The organism is Nostoc sp. (genome assembly GCF_035638895.1).
Taxonomy (GTDB): domain Bacteria; phylum Cyanobacteriota; class Cyanobacteriia; order Cyanobacteriales; family Nostocaceae; genus Nostoc.
In genome coordinates this window covers 1-2,520 of sequence record NZ_DASQZC010000554.1, presented here as the reverse complement: position 1 = coordinate 2,520, position 2,520 = coordinate 1, and the positions used below count along the sequence as shown (strand labels likewise).

General features: G+C 66.4%; 2 protein-coding genes. One reads left to right on the top strand and one right to left on the bottom strand.

Annotated features, from left to right (window positions below; translation table 11 throughout):
• The first annotated feature begins 86 nt into the window (after positions 1 to 86).
• Positions 87 to 1,442 carry a transposase gene (locus tag VE944_RS27240; RefSeq protein WP_324984630.1) on the top strand — a complete coding sequence of 452 codons (1,356 nt, stop codon included), beginning with the start codon at positions 87 to 89 and terminating at the stop codon, positions 1,440 to 1,442.
• Between the two features lie 37 nt (positions 1,443 to 1,479).
• On the opposite strand, the gene VE944_RS27235 is transcribed toward VE944_RS27240, so the two are convergent.
• Positions 1,480 to 2,253: a gamma-glutamyl-gamma-aminobutyrate hydrolase family protein gene (locus VE944_RS27235; RefSeq protein ID WP_324984627.1), complete on the bottom strand. Its 774-nt coding sequence runs from the start codon at positions 2,251 to 2,253 to the stop codon at positions 1,480 to 1,482.
• Positions 2,254 to 2,520: the final 267 nt, after the last annotated feature.

The window sequence follows — 2,520 nt, the reverse complement described above, 5'->3', positions numbered from 1 at the left end:
ACATGAGTCATCCCGAATTTTCGGGCTGGCCCGGAAAGTGAACAAAGTAGCCCTCCGATGGGTCACGTCCATCGGAGGGCTACTCTATGCAGACGAGCGCGCCGTCAACTCCTGCACTCGCCCACACGTTCCGTGAGCGGCTGAAGGGGTTCCTCGCCCCCTTGCTGGCCCGGCTCGACGAGCAGCTGGATAGTAGGCTCGTCCGGACGCTGGGCGCAACGGTGGAAGTGCTGTTGCAAAACCGCAATTCCGGGCTGCTGCTCTCGGAGCTCGGCGCCTTCCTCATCTCTCCCGAAAAAGCTGCCGCGGGGACGAAACGGCTGAGCAACCTGCTGCGCTCCAAGCGCTGGAGCGCGGATCTGCTCGTTGACTACCTGTGGGAGCATGCGCAGCGCCAGCTCTTCGACTGGATCTGCCGGCAGCGTGATCCGCTGGCGATCTGGGACGAGAGCGTGTGGGAGAAGCCGGAATCGATCGCACTGGAAGGGCTCGGCTCGGTCGTCTCGTCCAAGGCGAAGCGCCTGAAGCGGATCCGCAAAGGCTACTACAACCCGCCCGGCGGACCGCCCGTCATCGTTCCCGGGATGAACTGGCTGGGGCTGCTCCTGATCGGCGCCGGCAGCCCACCGGTCCTGGCGGCGATGCGCTGGTGGACGAACCGGGGAGAGCGGGCCGAGGAGATGCGCGACGTCGAGGTTTCGCTCCTGGAGAAGTGCGCCGCCGCATGGGGACAGGCGGTGCTCCACATCTTCGATCGAGGCTTCGCCGGCGCTCCCTGGCTGGAGGCACTCGCCCGCACCGACGCGCGCTTCGTCATGCGGTGGAAGAAGGGCAACCACCTCCAGGACCTCCTCGGGAACGCGGCTCCCGCGTGGATGCTGGCGCGTGGCAAGAAGACGCGGCAGACCCGTATGGTCAATGACCGCGGCGGCCAGCGGAGCCGGCGGGGCGTGCTTGCCATCCCCGTCCGGCACCACGCGTATCCCGGACCTCTCTGGCTCGTCGTCTCGCGCAGGGGCAAGGGCCACGAGCCTTGGTATCTGCTGACCAACGAGCTCGCCGACACGCCCGCAGCCATGTGGAGGATCGTCTTCGCCTACGCCAAGAGATGGCAGATCGAGATGACCTGGCGATTCGGGAAGACCGAGCTCGCCATGCAGAGCCCCCGCCTCTGGTCCTGGGACAACCGACTCAAGCTCCTCCTCATCGTCGCCCTCGTCTACGCCTTCCTCCTCAGTCTCCTCGATCCCCTCCTAAAGCCCCTCCGAGACATCCTTCTCCAACGCTTCTGCCCCAGAACAGGAAAGCGGAGCCGGGTTTCCCCGACTCCGCTTTATCGTGTCCGTACGGCCTTGAGCTACCATCGTGTCCGTACGGCCTTGAGCTACCTCTGGCTCTGTACCATGTCACCCTTTCTGGCGCTTCGCCAAAATTCGGGATGACTCATGCTTCGCATCCCATCCGTCCCGCCGCCGCCGGTCAGACCAGGGCGGAGGCGTTGTGGTACTGGTTGGCGGCCTCGATGAAGTCCTCGAAGAGGCGCCTGGTCCCGGGGTGCGTGTCGATCAGCATCTCCGGGTGCCACTGCACGCCCACCATCCACTGGTCCTCGCGCGCCGCCTCCACCGCCTCCACCAGCCCGTCCGACGCCCACGCGGTGGCCACCAGCCCGTCGCCCATGCGAAGAATCCCCTGGTGGTGCATCGAGTTCACCATCCCCCCGGCCTCGCCGAACGCCGACGCCAGGCGCGACGTCTCCGCCACGCGGATGTCGTGCGCCAGGTGGTCGCGGTCCCACCCCGCGCCGGGGAAGTAGTCGTGCTTGATGGCGTCGGTCCAGAGCGAGCAGTCCTGCACCAGCGTACCGCCCGCCGCCACGTTGATCACCTGCATCCCGCGGCACACGCCGAACACCGGCTTCCCGTCCTCGATGGCCCAGCGCACCATCGCCAGCTCCACGTGGTCGCGCGGCAGGTCCACGCGGCCGCACAGCTCGTGGCGCTCCTCGCCGTACGACGACGGATCCACGTCCACGCCGCCGGCGATGAACAGCCCGTCCAGCCGGTCGTAGATCCCCCGGAGCGTGTCGGGGTCCTCGTCCAGCAGCGGCACCATCCAGGGGATCGCGCCCACCGAGACGCACGCCAGGAAGTAGCGCTGGTTCATGATCCACGAGTCCGGAAGGTCTTCGGGGATCCGGTCGATGGACTTCAGGTTCTGCGTGGGGATGCCGATGACGGGACGCTGCTGCATGAGGAAGCCTCTTACGGGTACGAAAAAGCGGCCCCGCTCCACGAGCAAGAAAGGGACCGCATCTCAAGTATAGCAAGCCGGTTGCTTATTCACAACGACCCTGTATACAGAGAACGCACCGCGCCGTTCCATGAGCCCGCCTCCGTGCCGAACACCGATCGGAGATCCGCCGGAAGACGTGCCTCGTGCCGGCCGCGGATGCTTCTCCGATCGTCCCGATTGGCGGATCGTCCGATGACCCGCTCCCTCTCCTCCCCCGGCGCGAAG